17 protein-coding genes are annotated in these 17,221 nt (G+C 42.9%); 6 read left to right on the top strand and 11 right to left on the bottom strand.

Annotation, left to right across the window (positions count from 1 at the left end; genetic code table 11):
* Positions 1 to 253: 253 nt before the first annotated feature.
* The 5 genes from J0K78_RS08000 to J0K78_RS07980 form a co-directional block, all read right to left on the bottom strand.
* Positions 254 to 1,768, bottom strand: a complete 1,515-nt coding sequence (locus J0K78_RS08000) for a class I adenylate-forming enzyme family protein (protein ID WP_206946188.1) — start codon at positions 1,766 to 1,768, stop codon at positions 254 to 256.
* Positions 1,769 to 1,790: 22 nt separating this feature from the next.
* A complete protein-coding gene (locus tag J0K78_RS07995; protein ID WP_206946304.1) occupies positions 1,791 to 2,945 on the bottom strand; it encodes an acyl-CoA dehydrogenase family protein in 1,155 nt (384 codons plus the stop codon).
* 31 nt (positions 2,946 to 2,976) lie between these two features.
* A complete protein-coding gene (locus J0K78_RS07990; RefSeq protein WP_206946303.1) occupies positions 2,977 to 4,125 on the bottom strand; it encodes a thiolase family protein in 1,149 nt (382 codons plus the stop codon).
* 124 nt (positions 4,126 to 4,249) lie between these two features.
* A complete protein-coding gene (locus J0K78_RS07985) occupies positions 4,250 to 5,017 on the bottom strand; it encodes a 3-hydroxyacyl-CoA dehydrogenase (protein WP_206946187.1) in 768 nt (255 codons plus the stop codon).
* A 4-nt stretch (positions 5,018 to 5,021) separates the two neighbouring features.
* Entirely contained in the window at positions 5,022 to 6,188 is a 1,167-nt protein-coding gene (locus J0K78_RS07980) for a CaiB/BaiF CoA transferase family protein (RefSeq protein ID WP_206946186.1), read from the bottom strand.
* A 217-nt stretch (positions 6,189 to 6,405) separates the two neighbouring features.
* Here J0K78_RS07980 and J0K78_RS07975 point away from each other — a divergent pair, with 217 nt between their 5' ends.
* The 5 genes from J0K78_RS07975 to J0K78_RS07955 all read left to right on the top strand — a co-directional run bounded on the left by J0K78_RS07975 (position 6,406) and on the right by J0K78_RS07955 (position 9,873).
* Complete coding sequence (locus J0K78_RS07975; protein ID WP_242517769.1) at positions 6,406 to 6,999, top strand: TetR/AcrR family transcriptional regulator; 594 nt, start codon at positions 6,406 to 6,408, stop codon at positions 6,997 to 6,999.
* Positions 7,000 to 7,171: 172 nt separating this feature from the next.
* Complete coding sequence (locus tag J0K78_RS07970; RefSeq protein WP_206946184.1) at positions 7,172 to 7,489, top strand: ArsR/SmtB family transcription factor; 318 nt, start codon at positions 7,172 to 7,174, stop codon at positions 7,487 to 7,489.
* 159 nt (positions 7,490 to 7,648) lie between these two features.
* A complete protein-coding gene (locus J0K78_RS07965) occupies positions 7,649 to 8,197 on the top strand; it encodes an NAD(P)H-dependent oxidoreductase (protein ID WP_206946183.1) in 549 nt (182 codons plus the stop codon).
* A gap of 54 nt (positions 8,198 to 8,251) precedes the next feature.
* Positions 8,252 to 8,902 carry a peroxiredoxin-like family protein gene (locus tag J0K78_RS07960; RefSeq protein ID WP_206946182.1) on the top strand — a complete coding sequence of 217 codons (651 nt, stop codon included), beginning with the start codon at positions 8,252 to 8,254 and terminating at the stop codon, positions 8,900 to 8,902.
* Positions 8,903 to 8,979: 77 nt separating this feature from the next.
* Positions 8,980 to 9,873 (top strand): DMT family transporter, encoded by an 894-nt coding sequence (locus J0K78_RS07955; RefSeq protein WP_206946181.1) that lies wholly within the window; start codon positions 8,980 to 8,982, stop codon positions 9,871 to 9,873.
* A gap of 141 nt (positions 9,874 to 10,014) precedes the next feature.
* Here J0K78_RS07955 and J0K78_RS07950 read toward each other — a convergent pair whose 3' ends face one another.
* The 3 genes from J0K78_RS07950 to J0K78_RS07945 all read right to left on the bottom strand — a co-directional run bounded on the left by J0K78_RS07950 (position 10,015) and on the right by J0K78_RS07945 (position 11,133).
* Positions 10,015 to 10,284, bottom strand: coding sequence for a hypothetical protein (locus tag J0K78_RS07950; RefSeq protein WP_206946180.1), 270 nt, complete (start codon positions 10,282 to 10,284; stop codon positions 10,015 to 10,017).
* A gap of 90 nt (positions 10,285 to 10,374) precedes the next feature.
* The gene (locus J0K78_RS20045) at positions 10,375 to 10,545 is read right to left on the bottom strand and encodes a Fe3+ hydroxamate ABC transporter substrate-binding protein (RefSeq protein WP_242517768.1); all 171 of its coding nucleotides are present in this window, start codon (positions 10,543 to 10,545) and stop codon (positions 10,375 to 10,377) included.
* Positions 10,546 to 10,674: 129 nt separating this feature from the next.
* Positions 10,675 to 11,133 (bottom strand): nucleoside deaminase, encoded by a 459-nt coding sequence (locus J0K78_RS07945; RefSeq protein ID WP_206946179.1) that lies wholly within the window; start codon positions 11,131 to 11,133, stop codon positions 10,675 to 10,677.
* Between the two features lie 228 nt (positions 11,134 to 11,361).
* Here J0K78_RS07945 and J0K78_RS07940 point away from each other — a divergent pair, with 228 nt between their 5' ends.
* Complete coding sequence (locus J0K78_RS07940) at positions 11,362 to 12,210, top strand: DUF1259 domain-containing protein (protein WP_206946178.1); 849 nt, start codon at positions 11,362 to 11,364, stop codon at positions 12,208 to 12,210.
* Positions 12,211 to 12,410: 200 nt separating this feature from the next.
* On the opposite strand, the gene J0K78_RS07935 is transcribed toward J0K78_RS07940, so the two are convergent.
* From J0K78_RS07935 to J0K78_RS07925, 3 genes are all read right to left on the bottom strand, one after another.
* A complete protein-coding gene (locus J0K78_RS07935; RefSeq protein WP_206946177.1) occupies positions 12,411 to 13,412 on the bottom strand; it encodes an aldo/keto reductase in 1,002 nt (333 codons plus the stop codon).
* Positions 13,413 to 13,561: 149 nt separating this feature from the next.
* Positions 13,562 to 14,662, bottom strand: a complete 1,101-nt coding sequence (locus J0K78_RS07930) for an NADH:flavin oxidoreductase (RefSeq protein WP_206946176.1) — start codon at positions 14,660 to 14,662, stop codon at positions 13,562 to 13,564.
* Between the two features lie 245 nt (positions 14,663 to 14,907).
* A complete protein-coding gene (locus tag J0K78_RS07925; protein WP_206946175.1) occupies positions 14,908 to 17,133 on the bottom strand; it encodes a YhgE/Pip domain-containing protein in 2,226 nt (741 codons plus the stop codon).
* Between the last annotated feature and the right edge of the window lie 88 nt (positions 17,134 to 17,221).

The raw sequence follows: 17,221 nt of genomic DNA, 5'->3' as shown, positions 1-17,221 counted from the left end.
GCTTTCTTTTATTCTACCAAAACGGACCACAGAGTTATAATAGTAAGCCACTCTTCCTTTATGAACCTTTGTTAAGGGTCATGGACCCGCACACCACATGAATCCACCATGATTTATGAAGATTTACATTGGTTTATTTTATAATTTAAGGAGATGCCTCTATCATGCATCTCCTTCAACCAATTTATGAATGTAAACATAAACCATAGAATGGTCGTATTTCAGCAGAGAGGTGTCCGGTAATTCTACTTGCTCAATCCTTCTTGATCTTAGCCGGTTGGTACTTTTTAAGAGGACCCTTCAGAATTTTTCCGGTCACCGTTTTCGGAAGACTTTCCAATAAACGATAGACTCGGGGGTTCTTGTACTTCGCAAGGTTTCGTTCACAATACGCAGCGAGTTCTTTCTCATCCAAATCATTCCGAACGACCACATAAGCTACGATTTCTTCACCAAATACCTCATGCGCCTCCCCGATAACTGCACATTCTATTACATCAGGATGGGTGTAGAGAACTTCTTCAATTTCTCTAGGATAAACATTATAGCCCCCTCGAATAATCATGTCTTTTTTCCGATCTACAATATACACGTTTTTATCGGCATCCTGATACCCTAAGTCCCCTGTGTACACCCATCCATTTTGGATTGTATTTTCTGTTTCCTGTGGCTTATTGTAATACCCTTTCATAGCATTTTGTCCACAGAAGATAATTTCCCCCACGTCCCCAGGAGAGACTTCTTTTCCTTGATGATCTACAATTCTCAGGTCGATGCCATCCACCGGCGGACCTACAGAACCAGGAACTTTATCGGTATCCATTCGCTGACTCGCAAGCATGATCGTAGCTTCTGTCTGCCCATAACCTTCCATAATTTCCACATCCATCTCTCTTTTTATTCGATGGACGACTTCCAATGGGATACTAGCGCCACCAGAACCGAAGATACGCAAGGAACGATAATCGAATTCCTTAAGCTTTGCTGAATGGATGAACATCGTAAACATGGTTGGTACACCGTGGAAGATGGTGATTTTCTCTCGTTCAATCCTTTCTAAAACTGTATCAGGGTGAAAAGGTACGAAGTATACCGTCGCTCCTTGATAATAGGAACACCAAAGACCGGCCATTTTGGCATAGGCATGGAAAAGTGGGAGCGAAACCATTACACGGTCGTGCTCATTTGTTCCCTGAACGTCCGTCATAGCCTTTGTCATCCATATGATATTATTGTGAGTAATCATGGCTCCTTTTGGTTTTCCAGTAGTTCCAGACGTATAGATGATTTGAGCTGTATCCTCTTTTTTTCTATCCACAGGTTTCATCTCAGAATGATCATTAAGTAACTTCGTCCATTCACATCCGTGATTTTTCCTTCCCTTAAAACCGATCAATAATTCAGTGGAAGTCAAATCCCCTTCAGCGCGATTTACTACGTCTTCAAACCGATGGTCATAAATCAGACCATAGGATTCAGAATCATTGAGCGCATAGGTTAATTCTTTCTCTTTATACTGTGGATTGAGTGGTACAACCGTTGCGCCCAACGTTAAGAGGGCAAAATAAGAAACCACATATTCCGGACCATTTCCCAACAATAAAGAAACATGTGTGTTTTCATGGACTCCTTGATTCTTCAATCCATTTGCAAGGGACCAAATTTCATCTCTTAGTTCTGAATAGGTCATGGAGTGATCCTCATCGACCATCGCTGCTTTGTGTGGCAAGCGTTCCGCTGTATCAAAAAGCAACTGAACCGCGTTCATTTAACTCCCCCTCTCCTTCAATCTATAAGCCCAGATTTTTAGCGATAATGACTTTCATAATTTCATTCGTGCCGGCATAGACGGATGTGATCGGGATGTCTCTGTACCTCCTGGCAATTTCATATTCTTCCATATAACCGTAACCTCCATGAAGCTGCATACATTCCATCGCTACTTTTTTCGCCAGATCGGTCGTCCACCATTTAGCCATGGATACCTCATTCACAATGTTTTTCCCTTCGATATGATTTACAATTAATTGGTCGACAAAGGTCCTCCCAATTTTGATTTCTGTTGCCATTTCTGCCATTTTGAACTGGGTATTTTGAAAATCACTAATACGTTTGCCAAATGCTTTCCGCTGTTTTACATATTCCATAGTAAGTTCCAACATTCTTTCAGCAGATGTCAGGGCACTTATAGCGACGGTCAGTCTTTCCTGCTGAAGCTTTTCCATTAAATAATAAAAACCCTTCCCCTCTTCTCCCAGCAGATGACTGACAGGGACTCGACAATCCTCGAATATTAATTCCGAAGTATCACTCGCATGCTGCCCCACCTTGTTCAATTTCTTCCCTTTCTTAAAACCCGGAACTACTCCCTCGGTGGCATCTACGACCAGGAGACTAATGCCATTATGAGCAGGGACCGCTTCTACATCTGTTTTACAAACCACAATTACAAAATTGGTCGTAGCACCGTTTGTGATAAACGTCTTCTCCCCATTGAGAATAAAGTCACCTCCGTCCCTTACCGCAGTGGTTTTGATGGCAGCCAGATCTGAGCCTGTCCCTGGTTCAGTCATAGCCACTGATGAGATGAGTTCCCCAGTCGTACTTTTCGGAAGCCATTTCTTCTTTTGATCCTCTGTTCCAAAAGAAGAGATATAAGGCATCACGATATCATTGTGTAAGCCAGGTCCACTGAGACCCGCCCCGACTTTTTCCATTTCTTCTGCAAAAACAACGGAGTATCCGAAATCAGCATTCATCCCTCCATACTCCTCGTCTAACCAGGGACACAAGAATCCCAATTCTCCAAGCTGCTTCCAAAAGGTGTGCGGCAACTGGCGCTGCTCTTCCCATTGTTCGAAATGAGGGCGCACCTCTTTGTCTAAATATGAACGTAAAGATTTGCGGAAAATATCATGACTCTCCGTAATAAATGGTCTGTCCAATTCTTCAAGTCCCCTGTGATTCCTTTTCTTCTTAGATTCTTTCAATGATGGTTGCATTTGCCATTCCTCCTCCTTCACAGATTGCTTGTAAACCATAACGGCCACCGCTTCTTTCCAATTCATACATCATAGAAGTCATTAACCTTGCCCCTGTCGCTCCCAGTGGATGCCCCAATGCAATGGCCCCTCCATTTGGATTTAATTTTTGCGGATCTGCCCGCATTTCCTGAAGCCAGTATAAGGGGACAGGTGAGAAAGCTTCATTGACTTCATAAGTATCCATATCCTTGATAGAGAAGTTCGCTTTTTCCAAAACTTGCTCGGTAGCCTCCACAGGACCCGTAAGCATCCATGTAGGGTCTGATCCTACAACAGACCGAGCTAAAATTCTGAACCTGGGCTTGAGGTCTAATTCTTCTGCTTTTTCTCTCGACATCAGCAACAAAGCCGCTGCCCCATCACTCATTTGACTCGCATTTCCTGCATGAATGACCCCATCCCTTTTAAAAGCAGGAGGAATCGCTGCCAATTTTCCAATGGTGGTATCATCCCTTGGTCCTTCGTCATGCTTAACCAACCTTGTCGTTCCATCTTCGAGATGAACCTCTAACGGCAGGATTTCTCGATCAAAGCGATTTTCCTCTCTTGCTCGAATGGACCGCTGGTGACTTTCATAAGCGTACTCATCCAACCTTTGCCTCGTGAAATTCCATCTTTCGGCGATTCTTTCCGCAGATAACCCTTGATGAATCATTTCATATTTCGATGTTAATGCTTCACTCCAAACTGCATGTTGCCGGGAAGTTCCCAATGGCACACGTGTCATGCTTTCAACGCCTCCGGCTATAACCATGTCCATATCCCCGCTGAGAATCGCCTGGGAGGCAAAATGGATGGCTTGCTGTCCTGAACCACACTGACGGTCAATCGTTGTTCCCGGCACATGAACAGGGAATCCTGCCATTAAGGCTGCCGTTCGCGCAATATTCACCCCTTGTTCCTCTACCTGGGAGACACATCCCAATATAATGTCTTGAATGGAACCTTTTGATACTCCCGTTCGTGCGACTAATTCTTTCAATAGGTCTGCCGCCATATCATCAGGACGCACGGTGCTCAACATTCCATTCTTTTTTCCGACTGGAGTACGAACTGCTTCTACTACCACTACCTCTCGAATAAATCATCTCTCCCCTTCGTGCTTATTCAGGTTTTTTCACCTTTAAAGCAAATCAACGATATTTTAAATTCTGTGGTTATCATGAAATGGTCAGTTTCTTCGACAAATGAAACATCTGCACTCTTTATTGAGGTGGCATTCGCAAAGCACCATCCAAGCGAATGACTCCACCATTTAAGTAAGCGTTTTCAATAATCGCTGAAACTAATTGTGCATATTCTGCAGGGAGACCTAACCTGGATGGGAAGGGGATGTGTGTTTCCAAAGAAGCTCTCATTTCATCAGACAACCCTCCGAACAGAGGTGTGTCTATGAGCCCTGGAGCAATGGTTACCACTCGAATTCCGCTTTTGGCCAAGTCCCGGGCGATTGGAAGCGTCATGCCGGCCACTCCTCCTTTAGATGCACTGTAAGCCGCCTGGCCGATTTGCCCTTCATAAGCGGCTACAGAAGCTGTATTGATGATGACCCCGCGTTCTCCATTCTCATTTACAGGATGACCGACAAGTCTTTCAGCAACAAGACGAATGACATTGAATGTCCCCATTAGATTAATCTCCACTACTTTTTTAAAGCTCTCGTAGCTATGAGCGCGCCCTCTGCTAACCGTTTTCTCTGCAATTCCGATCCCAGCACAGTTGATGACTGTATTAAAAGAACCAAAACTTTCTTCCGTCCTATCCATAGCCTTCTTCACTTCTTCTTCGTTTGTTACGTCTGTCTTGGTAAAAATTACGTTCTCTCCTAACTCTTCCACTAAGCTCCGGCCCTTTTCTTCTGCCATATCCAAAATCGATGCTTTTCCACCACCTTCAACGATTTGTCTCACAGTCCCTTCGCCTAGTCCTGATGCGCCCCCTGTTATAATTGCGATTGAATCTTGAACTCTCATTCTTTCATTCTCCTTTCGATACCTTTTGGTTGGAATATCCAATTTCTCGTAAGATTTCCTCATTATGCTCACCAAGTTGAGGTGGGTGGTGCCGGATTTTCCCCTTTTCACCTGACAATTTTATTGGATTGCTAATCGTTTTCATCAATCCTAATTGGGGGTGGGTCACTTCTTCTACCATCTCACGTTGTTTCACTTGCACATGCCCCGCCATTTCTTCAGGTGTGAGGACCGGAGCAACACAGGCGTCAACTCCTTCAAAAAGAGACATCCATTCTTTTAATGTTTTTTGAAGAACGGATTGCTCAATACCAAGTTTCATACGCCGTTGTTCTTCTATTGGCGCATCAAGTTTATCGATGAATTCTTCTCTGCCTACACCCTCACAAAAGTTCTTCCAAAATTTAAATTCCAGCGCACCTACCGAGAGAAAACGATCATCACGTGTTCTATACACTTCATAGGCAGCCTTTCCGCCATTCAATAGAAGTTCCCCGCGATCAGGCAAGGGCTCAGCACTTGCCCATCGATCCGGAAGAATGGTTTGCATCCATGATATAACTCCATCAAGCATCGAGATATCCACGAATTGACCTTCTCTGGATTTTTGAGCATCAATAATGGAGACCAGTACACCAACCGCAGCCATTAAGCCGCCCCCGCCTATATCCCCAATCTGAACAGATGGAATCATTGGCTTTTCACCAGACTGTCCTTGCAGATGCAAAAGGCCAGAATAACTGAGAAAATTCAAGTCATGTCCAGGTTCATCTGCCATGGGACCTGTTTGACCGTAACCTGTGATCGCACAATAAATGAGTTTTGGGTTCTGTTTTTTCAGAACTTCATATCCAAGCCCCAAACGTTCCATCACACCCGGTCGGAAGGACTCTAACACTACATCTGCTGTTTTTACCAATTCTAAAAATACTTCCTGGTCTTCTTTTTCCTTAAGGTTCAGTGTGATGCTCCGTTTATTTCGATTCAGAGAGAGAAACAGGGCACTCTGATCCCCTACTTTCGGAGAACTCCAGCGGGCATAATCACCAACTTCAGGATGCTCCACCTTGATCACATCCGCACCAAAATCAGCGAGCAGCAACGAACAATATGGTCCTGGCAGTAATCTTGTCAGATCTAAGACCCGAATTCCTTCAAGAGGCAAAGACAAACGATACAACTCCTTTCAACAGTGCTAATTAATTTGTTCTTGCTTTCAAAAACAATACTAACAATTTTCAGATTATTTGACAATACATTTAATTTTTAAACACGCATTCAAAAATTAACTTCACCTTGATTAATCAGAATTTTTCCTCTACGATTTAAACATCTGTTAAAAAATGATACATATAGAAAAGACGCACAGATTCAAGGGGGAACAAAAGTTGTCATTTAGAGAAAAAAAAGCAGCGAAGAAAAAAGAGGAAATTTTAAGGTCGGCAGCCTCTGTGCTTGACGCCAAAGGATTTCACCGCACAACAATGGAAGATATAGCCTCAAATCTACTGATGACTAAGGGTTCGATGTATTATTATTTCAAAAATAAAGATGATCTTCTTTATCAGTGCCATCAAATGATTATGAAGATAAGCATTGAAAGAATTGAAGAAGCTGTTCATAGTCCTTTGACCCCTACCGAGAAATTAAAAAAAGCAGTGAAGGCGCACGTGATCCTTTCTACCAGCGAAAAATCCATGTTCATGATGATGGACAAACCCAACCAGAATTTCTCAGGCGACCACCTCGATCACGCGCTAAAGCAAAGAAAAGAATATGCAAACTATTTTGATGTGATCATCAACCAAGGGATTGAAAAAGGGGAATTCGATCCAAGTATAGAAATCCGGACCGTTCGATTCATTATCTTAGGTTCGTTAAACTGGATCATGCAGTGGTATCGCGAAGATGGTCCACAGAGCGGTGAGCAAATTGCCGAATCTTTCGCCGCTCATTTAGTGCGGATTGTGGAAAAGAGGTAATTCTTTTTCTGCTCCTCTATGGGGATGATTCATATACCGGACGGTCGTTCAACAGGAATAGACTCTATCTTTAATGGCCATGGGGTTTTCCTTAAATGTTTGCCCATGATTACTCCCATTCACCAATACCATTAACTTGCTTTTAGGGTAAGAACGTATTAAAATTGCCTGTATGAAATTACCTTATCATCCACCAATAGAAAGTATTCATTTCACAAAAGTCCTTCATGCATTAAGTGAACCCAATAGAGTGAAAATCATCCGGTGCTTAGACGAGAGTTATGAAAATAATTGCACCGCGTATTCTCTGAAATTGATGTTGCCGAAATCGACGGTCTCTCATCATATAAAAGTACTTCGAGAAGCCGGATTGATCCAGGCCAGAATTGACGGAAAGGAGCACATCTACTCTCTCAGAAGAGAAGAAATCGAAAAGAAGTTCCCTGGTTTATTGCAAACGGTAACGCAAATAAACGAAGAGGATATTTAATCCTGTAAGAGCCATTTCTCATTGGCTCTTTTTTTATTGTCATTTTTAGATAATCAAAAAAAAAAAGTGAACCTAATGATTGCATTCAAAATAAAACGGTGATAATATTTTTATCAGTTCGATGGTTTTCGAACTATAAAACTATTAGGAGGATCTATCATGAAAAATATATTAGTTATTAACGGGCACGAGTATTGGTCATTTGCACCAGGAAGGTTGAACAAAACAATGTTCGAAGAAATTGTCAGCCGTTTGGAGGGCTCCTACAACATCAAAACCACCATTGTTCAGGATGGATACGATGTGAAAGAAGAACAGGAAAAATTCATGTGGGCGGACACAATCATTTTCCAAACACCCATCAATTGGTTCAGCTTACCTGGGGCTTTTAAATCCTATATCGATGCAGTATATGAACCAGGTGTCTTCTTCGGCGGCGGTGGTGAATATGGACACGGCGGTCTAATCGAAGGAAAATACATGTTCTCAACGACATGGAACGCTCCGGAGTATGCGTTTAATGACTCGGATAAATTCTTTAAAGGGCAGGATATCGAAGGCGCTCTCGATCACCTTCACAATATGAACAAATACGTAGGTCTTGAACCACTAAAAAGTTTTGGAGCTCACGATGTTATGAAAAACCCGGATATCGATAAATATCTAACTGAACTCCGCCAACACTTAAAAGAAGTATTTAACGTTTAAGTCATATAAATAAACAGGTTTGAGACTAGAATTTAAATTTTTGAGGTGAATAGCATGTTGGTCGACGAATTAGAGAAGGTGAGAAAGCGTTTCTTCTCGAACGCCCCTGAACAAGTGAAGAAGAATGTCACTCAATCGACAAACGAATTGATTGAGTCCGGTATAGCCACAGGCTTAGCGGCGGGTGACAAAGCTCCTGATTTCACATTAAAGAATGCAAAAGGTGAAAAAATCACGTTGTCAGAGGAATTGAAGAAAGGCCGTGTGGTTTTGAGTTTCTATCGGGGCGGTTGGTGTCCTTACTGTAACCTTGAATTAAAAGCGTATGAACAAATCATCGATGAAATAGAATCGGAAGGTGCGCAACTCATGGCCATCTCCCCTCAAAATCCAGATGAATCATTAACGACACAAGAGAAAAACAACCTCTCTTATCCCGTATTAAGTGATTCCACACTGGAAGTGATCAAGAGTTACAATTTGTTATTCGAGCTGCCCGATTATCTTATCACCACCTATAAAGATGATTTTAATATCGACTTACAGCAATTTCATGATGACCACCAAAACCCATGGAAACTGCCTGTAGCGGGAACGCTTGTGATTGACCAGGATCGAACAATCCTAAAATCAAGTGCCAATGCTGATTATATGTACCGAACTGAACCTAAAGATATCCTCATGTATCTAAAAAGTGCAAAATAACAATTCAAACAAGAAAAGGGTAAGAAAATCTCTTACCCTTTTCTTGTTTTCTATGAATGATTAGAAGGAGCATACCCATGAACAAATTCTTATTTGGATTTCTCGTGATCGTTACAACTGCTTTGATGGGCTCTTCTTTCGCCGTTGGAAAAATCGGCATCACATATATTTCTCCATTGTTACTAAACGCATTCAGGTTCATCATCGCAGGTATAATCATGGCAATTGCTGTCCTTTACATAAAAAAACCTCACCCTCAATCTATGAAAGACTGGTTCATCATTTTACTGATCGGTCTCTTTCAAACCACAGGGGTCATGGGGTTCATCTTTGTCAGCCTGCGCACCATACCAGCTAGCGAGTCTTCTATTCTAGCTTTTATGAATCCGTTACTTGTGGTCGTATTTAGTTCGATTTTCCTGAGAATACGCTATAAAAGAAGACAATGGATAGGAGTATGTTTGGGATTTGTGGGTGTATTTTTCACCCTTGGTGGTCAAGTTAATGTACAAGTTGGTACCATACTAAGTTTATTAGCCGCCGTCTCCTGGGCGATAGCAACCTTACTTATTAATACCTTCGGAAAGAGGTTGAATGTGTGGGTTTTGACTGGTTATCAGATGTTGTTTGGCGGCCTTTTCTTACTGTTATTCAGTTTCTTGTTCGAAGATCAGAGGCTTGTCATCACAGCTGAATCTGTGGGTATTACTTTATGGTTATCGATCATGGCTTCTGTCGTGCAATTTACCATTTGGTTTTATCTCCTCCAAAAAGGAGATCCCGGCAAGACTAGCGCCTTCTTATTTTTGGCGCCATTCTTTGGTGTCCTGTTTGGCTGGTTATTGTTAGGTGAGAAGTTGCATGTGTACACGGTTATAGGAGGTATTCTCATTATTATTGGTATTTTCTTAGTTAATTGGACCAGGAAAAAGCCCGCAGCTGGTATGGATGATGCTGTTATGAATGCTTAGTATTCAGGAGCAAGAGTGGGTGGAATTTAGGAATGATTTTCTGAACTCACAAACTGGAATCATGTGAACGAAACAACAGGGCGCTTACTCCAATGGAGTAAGCGCCCCTGTCTTTTTTAGAAAAGCGTCAAACTTTGCCCCTTACTCCCCTTTCTCGTCCTTTTTCTTCAATGTAAATTTCATGCCGGCCTCACCAGAAAAATCTACAAACAGCTTGGTCGCTCCTCCAGAATCAATAGCCCCTGCGATGTGTAATTCAATCGTATCCAGCTCAAACCCATGAAAAGAATTAATCAGTTCCGTCAGTTCATCCGGGAAAAATTCTAAATACTTTTCGCTGGATGTATTCGAGATCGATGCCTCTTTTTGCTGATCAGGCAGCATAAACGTGATCTTTTTTTCTTCACTCATCCGTACACCTCCGATTTTCCTCATGACCTTCATTCTTACCACACTGCGTTACGGTTTGAGATTATCTCGCGTTACTTGTATGTCGATTCATTACATCTTCTCGTGGGCGCATTCCTCACATATAAAGGTCCCCTCATTTCTTAAATAGGCCTTTATTTCTGTAAAACCTTTTCTCTTAGGGTAGCGCATCTTCACAAAAACCACTTCATCTTCTTTTATTTCTTTTTCGCAAAACGTGCATTGAGGTTTCTCCCAGATCATAACCATATATCCTCCTCTTACAATACTTTCTATAATCTACACGAAAATCCTTTATAAAAAGTTACTGACTCATCACAAAGAACCCCAGGCAACGATCTTTTGCCTGGGGTCACTTAATAGTAAGCTGTACTAACCAAACGTGTACCCATCAAATACCTTCAGACCTTCGTCATTTAATACTTGTTCTACGACTATAGGCTTGAGTGGGCTTTTAGCAAATACCTCTTTACAGGAAATCATAATGTTGTCCCCTGCGATCTCTGCTAATTGATTGTGGGTGACACTGTATACCATTTTACCAAGATTCGACCAAACCATAGCACCAGAACACATCACACATGGCTCACAGCTTGTGTACAAGGTGTATTCATTCAAATCAAACAGCTGGTTCTCTGAACAAAAATCCCTGATCAGCCCTATTTCTGCATGATAGGTAGGGTCTGAGTGAGTATGTACTTTGTTCTCAGCAACCTTGACAATATCATTGTCTTTTACCAATATCGCGCCAAACGGTTCGTTTCCTTCTGCTCTTGACTTTGAAGCTTGTTCGATCGCTATTTTCATGAAATATTCATCGTTGTGCGTCATAGAAGTCCTCCACTTCCTGTTGAATTCTTCTTCATTATAAGAGATCCCCTTCTCCCTTTCCACCTGGTTTCCACGAGCACAGAACATACGAATCCCTATTACTATCAGAATTTCTCCTGTATGTTTACTACTCAAAAACAAGATACATTTTGCTTAAGAGAATTTGCATGATCCTCTGAACATAGAATGGGAGAAGATGAACGCATTTTGAGAAAAAGAGGTGTGACAATGGATCATTTCAAAGGAACGCCCTCTCTTTGTCATGCATTTGCATCAATGATTGGCGGCTACACCATCCTGCCCATTACACCACAATCCCCCTTCTGCACCGTTGGTCTAGCCCAATGTATTGAAGTAAATATGTTAGGGAGATCGGCAGCTGATTCCACCATGGTAACGGATGCTTATTTTGACTTTGGAAATTTCGATGCGCTAGGAAAAGCGCTGATCATCGGACGGATCCCTGTTGAGGAGCGGAACATTGCACCTGTCACTGACATTCTGGTAAGGCAGAGGATTGTACACCATGTTGTCCATGGTTTTTCCTATAGTGAACCAAATCTTCCTATTGTTTATGTAGTCAGTATTGAAAACCCAATCGTTTTTGCCTATCGAATGTTACCTGTTTTGAATATATTGCCCGTTGGATCCGTTCATCGGTTTAATAAGCCTTCTGCTGTAAATATAAAAAATACATGCAAGCAGACGAGCGACATTTTGGGAGGTTTTTTAATTCCCTCCCCTCCTCAACAGTCTTTCTGTAGTATCGCAGTTCCTCAACACCATCGATTAAAGATATTAGGAAGGTGTGCCACCCAGTCTCCGACAGTGACAGATGGAATCTTTAGTTTTGTCAGTATGGACTCCCAAGGGTACGCTCTCAATATTGGGCGCATCCCTGTTCCCTTTAAAAATGCGGATGTTGTCATGGCGGAATTAACTCATTTCGGGATCTCTTGTCATTTAGTTAACGGATTTCTTTGCAGTACACCTATGCTCCCTTATGTTTATGTTCAACAAATTGAGAAGCCTGTTATATTTGCTAAGAAAATTCGTCACGTCCTTTATGGGGGATAAATCATCTCCCAGAAATGAAATGAATTATAGGGATGTGATATCGTAACGGATTCCATAAAAAAACATGCCCGTTTCGAGAAGGCTAGAATACAAGACAACCTCATAATTAAAGGTTATGACTCTCTGTCTCAATGGGTCCATTTCAACTCACTTACAAAATTAAAAACAGCCTCCTTAAAAAGAAGGCTGTCCAATTACCATTACAACTCGGAACGAACAGGCGGACCATATTCTTTTAGTGTACCATTTTCTAATTCATCGACATGGTTGTAAAGGATGTCATCAATTTCACGGAGCTCATCGTTTGTCAGTTGAAATTCATCGGTTTCGTTTACACCATCCAGTTGCGAAGGTTTGCGTGCCCCCCATAAAGCAACATCCGCGCCTGGTTTATGGTCGAGCAGCCAGCGGATCGATAGCTGGATAATGTTACGATCTCGTTTTCCAGCAAAACGTTGAAGTTCCTCCACGGCGTCAATAAGACTTGGGAAACGGTCCCCTTGGAACAGTTCGATATTGCTCCTGAGGTCATCATCCGGGAATGAGGCATCTTTGGAATACTTTCCTGTCAGCATGCCGTGTGCAAGGGATCCCCATGACAACGTGGCGATCTCGTGGTTTTGACAGTATTCAAACCACTCGATTAAGTATCGCTGCAGCATATTCAAATGCATCTGTGACGTATGAATCGGCGCGTATTTCTGCCACTCATCCATTTGCTCAGGGCTGAAATTACTTACGCCAATCGCACGGATTTTTCCATCTTCATAAAACTCTTTCATCTTCTTCGCTGTCTTTTCAATGGATTCATCGGTATCCGGCCAATGGATTTGATATAAGTCAATATAGTCCGTTTGCAGACGATCAAGACTCGCCTGCAATTCTTCCTCCAAATGAGAAGGTCTGCTATCCCGGTAGTTTCCATCATCCGTGAAATCGATCCCTGCTTTCGTTGCCAGAACTAGATCCTCTCGTTTTACTTCCGATTGAACGATCGCTCTGCCAATCAATTCTTCCGATAACCCCTGCCCATAGGCGGGCGCGGTATCAATGGTAGTCACCCCTTTTTTTATTGCTGTTTTTATCGTTTCAATCGATTGCTCTTCATCTGTACCGCCCCACCCGGTACCACCAATGGCCCAAGTACCCAGGGCAATGCGTGTAGCTTCGACGTCACTGCGTCCTAATTTTATTTTTTCCATGAAAAGTCCCTCCTTATCATCGTCTATTATCCTTTATGGAAAACAACGAAACTTTTGAATCGTCCCATCTCTTTAAAAGCATCTTTCCTGTTTTCTAAGCTTCATAAAATAAAAAACAGACGCCCTGAAATAGGACGCCTGTTCTAACTTTAATATAGTTTTTGCAGTGCTTCTTTATTAAAGGCTAACAGATCATCTGCTCTACCTTCATGGACTTTCTTCACCCATTCAGGATCCATCAATAATGAGCGGCCGATAGCCACAAGGTCGAACTCCTCACGATCCAGTTTCTCCATTAAACCGTCAAGACTTGTTGTACCTGCACCTGAGAAGTCCGTGAAGACACCATCAAGACCGACAGAACCCACGGAAATAACGGGCTTACCAGAGAGCTTTTTCGTCCAGCCGGCAAGGTTTAAATCGGAACCTTCAAATTCAGGCTCCCAGAACCTGCGGGTCGAGCAGTGGAACAGATCCACGCCTGCTTCTACAAGTGGCTGTAAGAAACGTTCCAGTTCATCAGGTGTGTGAACCAATTTCGCCTGGAAGTCATTCATCTTCCACTGGGAGAAACGGAAAATAATTGGGAAATCTTCTCCGACTTCACGACGGCATGCTTCTACGATCTCTACGGCAAACTGTGTGCGCTCAACGAAATCGCCGCCATAACGGTCGGTACGCTTATTGGTGTTTTCCCAGAAGAACTGGTCGATCAAGTACCCATGAGCCCCGTGAATTTCAATCGCATCAAAGCCAAGGCGCTTGGCATCGGCGGCTGCTTTGGCATAGGATTCCACCAATGCCTCTACTTCTTCTGTCGTTAATGGTTCGGTCACTTGCTCCCCATCCAGGCTCAGACCTGATGGACCTACAGGCATGGCCTCTTCATTCGGAAGGTCGCCTTTGCTGCGAGTCATTCCTACGTGCCACAGCTGCGGAGCAATCTTACCGCCGGCCTCATGTACTTGTTTCACCACATCGGCCCAGCCATCCAGTGCCTTTTCTCCGTGAAACACAGGAATATTCGCACCAGAGACAGAAGCGGGATGGTCGATTCCTGTCCCTTCTGTAATAATCAACCCGACTTCATTTTCGGCACGTCTGCGGTAATACGCAGCCACTTCCTCATTAGGAATGTTGCCGGGAGAAAATCCACGTGTCATCGGGGCCATCACGGTCCGGTTCGGAAGATTTAATTTATCACTCGTAAATGTTTCGAATAAAGGTTTTGTTGTTGTTTGGTTTGTCATTGATCTGCCTCCTTTTGTAACGGTATTTTTCATTATTACAGATAAAAAATGAGAACGAAAGCAATCTGTTTCTACCCGGCACATTCATTCCTTCACACAGCGGGGCTAAATGAGAAGTCCTACTTTAATTGCAACGTTGGTCCTCATCGGCTCTGCACCCATGGACGATGACTATACTTTTGATTTCAAGTAAATACAAAAAGGAACCTCCGCATCGGAAGTTCCTTTTTCACTGTCCATCCATATCAATGGAATAAACCTGATTCTCTTGATTTTTTCATTAGTTTTCTTGATTTATCATGCAGTGGTCCCTTTAAGAAGATCCCAATGGCAAGGAATAGCCCGGCAAACGCAGATAAGCGTATCACGTCTGTTTTAACGCGCGCCTCAACGATGCCTCCAACCGCTTCCCTCAATAAGTCGACCGCGTAGGAGAACGGCAGGAATGGATGAATGTTCTGGAAGAATTCCGGAAGTAAAGCGACCGGATACGTCCCCCCTGAACCGGCAATCTGCAGGACAAGAAAGACAATCGCGCCTGCTTTCCCGACATCCCCAAGAACGGATACAAGTGTAAACACAATGGTCATGAAAACAAAACTAATCCCAAGGCCAAACAGCACAAAATAAAGGGATTCGGCGATTCCAATCTTTAATAAGAACAGATTACCTAAAGTGACAACCAAGGTCTGCAGGAAACCAATACTTACAAAAGTCGCCAGTTTACCGAGATACTGTTCGTAGGATCGGTACTCCGACGTATGGACGGGTTCCGTTGATAAAAGGGAAACCAGTAGAAGCGCCCCTACCCACATCGCAAGGACCGTGTAAAACGGCGTCATCCCTGTTCCGTAATTTTCAATCGGAAACAGTGTATTTTTACTTAGACTCACCGGCTCCTCAAAAAAGCTTTGCTCTGCTTCAGGATCATTTTTCAGAAGCTCAATGATTTCATTTATATCTGTTTCTCCCTGGATATCCCGAATACGGTCAGCCATTTGATTGACTTTCTCGTTCACATACGGATATTCATTTAACATATATTCAAGAATATCCTGCCCTTCCGCCAGATTACTTTCTGTACTTCCGAGGATCTGCGAGATCTGTGGAATCGTAGATTGAGCCTCCGTCAGAATACTTCGGGCATCGGCAAGCGTCTGCTGAGCCTGATTGATTTCTTCGAGGACTCTTGGCTCAATATTTTCATTGTACTCTGTCAGAAAAGCATCGATTCGATCAGCTGTTTCGCCGGATTTCTCTTCCAGTGTCGTCAGTGTTTGATCAATCTCTGTCTGACTATTCTTAAGTTGTTCTTCAAGCTGGCCTGCATCATTCTGAACATTCTGCAATCCTTCACGAATGCGCTTGACCTCTTTTAACGCTTGATTCACCGTTTCCGGAGACACTTCAGAACCAGTCTGCTGATTCTGATTCTCTTCTCCGTTTTCAGGATTCTCTTCACTATTCTGCTCTTCCTGCTGTTGCTGCTCCTGAATCTGCTTCAACAAGTTTTCCACTGTATTCAGCTGCTCCAGCGCCTCGACCGTCCGTTGGTTAATTCCATCTTTCAATTGCGTGACGCCTTCTAAATCAAGATCCACAGATTGAACATCTAGAATGAAGCTGTTGACATCTTCTGCCGTCTGCTGAGCTTTTTTCAAGTCAGCTTCCACTTGAGGCGCTAGCTCATTTAACCGCTGTTCTGCGTCATTTAAGAAGCTTGTGGTCTCATCAATGGTGCCAAGGCTCTCACGGGTCACTTGATCTGCCCGGGGGAGAAGTCCCTGCACATCGTTAATGATCGAAGCCGCATTTTCTGAATCATCATAAGCTCCGGAAATCAGACCATAAATTTCAGGGAGATTTTCCTCAAGCTTAAAGACATATTCTTCAAAACGTTTAATATCAGGGAGATCTTTTTCAAGTTCCAGACCAAGGTCGTTAAACAATTCTGCGACTGTGCCATTCACTTCTGAAACAAACGCATTGGTAATCTGATCTACAATGACGCTGGCACCCTTTTCTGTGATCTTAGGTGCAATAGCATTGATTTTTTCATTGACATAGTACTCGACTTTGGATTTTTCCGGCTGATCACTGACCACTGTCCCAAGTTTCTCCGAAAAGGTATCCGGAATGACGATGACGGCGTAATAATCCCCGTACTCGACTTTGTCCATAGCCGTGTCCCGATCGGTAAACTGCCAGTCAAAGCTGTCATTATCTTTTAATTCTTCTACTAAATCTTTCCCTACATCAATTTCCGTATCTCTGACGGTTGCCCCTTCATCTTCATTGACGACCGCAACAGGCAGCTGATCGGTCTGACTATAGGGATCCCATGAAGCCTTAATATTAAACCAGGCATATAAGGAAGGCAGAACAATCAATCCGCCAATCAAAATCATAGCCACCCAGTTTGTTGAAATACTCTTCCAATCTCTTGCGAAAATTTTCCATATCTGTTTCATACATGTTGCTCCTGTAAATAAAATAATCAGGGCTGATGCATGAAACGGTTGATCATGATCCTCCTTAGGGGCTACCCTGAGAGAATTT

Origin of the sequence: Halobacillus sp. GSS1, from assembly GCF_017307035.1 — a bacterium.
In the GTDB taxonomy this organism is placed as follows: domain Bacteria; phylum Bacillota; class Bacilli; order Bacillales; family Halobacillaceae; genus Halobacillus; species Halobacillus litoralis.
Note: the sequence above shows the minus strand (reverse complement) of the source record. Positions and strands in the feature narration are given on the sequence as shown.